The 2451-nt window shown below is 72.6% G+C and carries 2 protein-coding genes; both read right to left on the bottom strand.

Annotated features, from left to right (window positions below; genetic code table 11):
- Nucleotides 1-1104: four-carbon acid sugar kinase family protein (locus tag QQK43_RS22990; protein WP_284309610.1), on the bottom strand; the 1104-nt coding region annotated here is incomplete at its 3' end.
- Nucleotides 1105-1112: 8 nt separating this feature from the next.
- On the bottom strand, nt 1113-2357 hold the full coding sequence (locus tag QQK43_RS22985; RefSeq protein WP_284309609.1) for a ribulose-bisphosphate carboxylase large subunit family protein: 1245 nt from the start codon (nt 2355-2357) through the stop codon (nt 1113-1115).
- Nucleotides 2358-2451: the final 94 nt, after the last annotated feature.

Here is a 2451-nt window from a genome sequence, read left to right as displayed (position 1 = left end):
GTCGCCCACGGCCGCCTGGGCCTGCGCCAGGGGCACACCCGCCTGGGCAGCCACCGCGGCGAAACCCAGCACCGCGGGGTCGTCGGGCCCGCAGGCCGAATGGATCAGGGGGCTGCGCCCCGCCGCGAGCGCCTGCAGCGCGGCGGCGGTCAGCCGCGCAATCTCGGCTTCGCGGGCAGCGGCGGTCAACACCGCGGCCGTGTCCAGGCGTTCGAGCGAAAACCCATGCGCACCCGCCCAGACGATCTGCCCCGCCGTCACCGGGGAACAACTGCCGCTGACGGCCACGATGCGGTCTACCGCCGCGGTGGGTGGCAGCGGCTGGGCCGGACCCAGCAGCCCGGCCCGCCGCCAGTGCGCCACCAGCGCGTAGGCCAGCCCGGACGACGAGGCGGAGAACAGCCCGCGACCGCGCCGTTCCCAGACCAGCCGCCCGGCTTCGGCCAGGGTGTCGTCGTTGATCACGTCCAGCAGCACGACGGGCGTGTCGGCGCCCTGCAGACGGGCCAGCGCCGCATCGCCCCCGCCGGACTGCAGCGCCACCAGATCGACCAGGCCGAGGCGGCGCCCGGTCTGGCGCGCCAGGTGCCGGCGCAGATCGGCCTCGTCCATGGGCGTGACCGGATGGCGCGACATCGTGGGGTGCCGGTCCAGGCGGTGCACCTCGTCGCCCATGGCGGCAAACAGGTGGCCGAAGGCCTGATAGCGGCGCAAGCGCGGGGCCCCGATGACCATGGGCGACCAGTCGCCCCCCATGGCCTGCACGCCCAGTTCGATGGCCTGGCCGATGGAGCCGGTGTCCGGGCTGGAGTCGAAGGTCGAGCACACCTTGTACTGCAGCAGCGGCGCGCCGAAGGCGCGCAGGCTGGCGAACGCCGGCGGCAGGTGCTCGCGCATCCAGGCCGGCGAACGGCCGCGCGCCGTGCCCGCCAGGCCGATGCAGCGCAGGTGCCCCAGGCGCTGCACCCACGCGGGCGTGGGCGTGCGCAGGAACAAGCCGGTGGGCACCCCCGCCAGGGTGAAGGCTTCCATCTCGTCGGTGGAGCCGGTGAAGTCGTCTCCGTAGTAGGCCAGCAGCGGCCCCGGCAGCGTGTCGGCGTGCATGGCGGCGCTCACCAGAAGCCCAGTGCGCGTTGCAGCGCGGGGCGGGTTTCGGCATGCACACTGATCGGCACGCCCTGTACCGCCGCGTCCCAGGCCTGGCGCAGCGCTGTCACGCCGGCGGCCACGCCGTCGGGGTGGCCGAAGATGCCCCCACCGGCGGCAAAGATCAGGTCCTGGCTGCGCGTGACCGCGTAGGTGGCGGCGGCCACCAGGCCGGTCTGGCCCGAGCTGAACACCGGCATGACCGGCATCGGCGTCTCGGGCCACAGGGGTTCGAGCACCGCGCGCGCCGCTTCGGCCACGGTCTCGTCGCGCTCGCTGAACTTGTTGGACAGGCCGTTGACGTGCAGGTGGTCGGCGCCCGCCAGGCGCCACAGCTTGTGCCAGGCGCGGTAGTCCCAGCCCAGCGCCGGGTGCCGGCTCAGATAACCCCAGCCGTTGCGGTGCGCGTGGATCGGCAGCGCGCTGTGGCGCCGCAGCTCGCGCAGCCCCACCAGGCCCACCGAGTTCAGGCTGACCATGACGCAGGTGCCGCCCAGCGACTGCACCAGATCGTGGCGGCGCTTCATCTCGTCGAGTTCGCCCGTGAGGTTGAAGGCCACCATGGCGCGGCGGCCCAGCCGGTCGGCGCCGGCCTCGACCTCGCGCATCACCGCGCGCACACGCTCGTCGAACGGGCAATGCGGGCCGTCGGCCTGCAGCTCGTCGTCCTTGATGAAGTCGATGCCGCCGTCGATAAGCTGGCGCACCTCCTGCGCCGTCTGCGCAGCGTCCAGGCCCACGCTGGGCTTGATGATGGTGCCGATCAGCGGCCCCTGCGGCACGCCGGCCAGGCGGCGCGTGCCGGCAATGCCGAAGGCCGGCCCAGGGTAGGTTTCGGCAAACACCCGCGGCAGACGCAGTTCCAGCACGCGCAGACCCGAAACGCCCTGCAATTCGAACAGGTTGCCCGCCACCGTGGCCAGCACATTGGGCAGCGACACCCCCATGTTGTCGACCGACCAGGACAGCTCCAGCAGGCAGCGGCTGAAGCGCGCCTGATCGGCATAGCGGCCCGGCAGGCTCGGGGCCCCGACCACATCGAGCATCTCCAGCCGCTCGATGCGCGCACCGCTGCGCGCCTTGAGCGCATCGGTCTCGTTGGCCAGGGCCAGAAAGGTGCCGCTGGACTGTTCGCCGGCAATGATTTCCGCCGCACGCTGCGGCGCCAGCGGGGTTTCGAGCCAGTACGTGGCGTGTATCCGTTCAGACATGGGGCTTTCTCACTGAGGGCCGATGACGGGAGCGGGCCCGATGGGAGCGAGCGCCGGAGGCTTGGCAAAGACCGCGTCGCGCAGCGCCAGCGTC

The sequence above is a fragment of the Hydrogenophaga electricum genome, from assembly GCF_030160815.1.
Classification (GTDB): Bacteria; Pseudomonadota; Gammaproteobacteria; order Burkholderiales; family Burkholderiaceae_C; genus Hydrogenophaga; species Hydrogenophaga electricum.
Note: the sequence above shows the minus strand (reverse complement) of the source record. Positions and strands in the feature narration are given on the sequence as shown.

Excerpts from the sequence above, each read along its gene's own strand:
- QQK43_RS22985 (WP_284309609.1), bottom strand. The coding sequence starts at position 2,357 with ATGTCTGAACGGATACACGCCACGTACTGGCTCGAAACCCCGCTGGCG.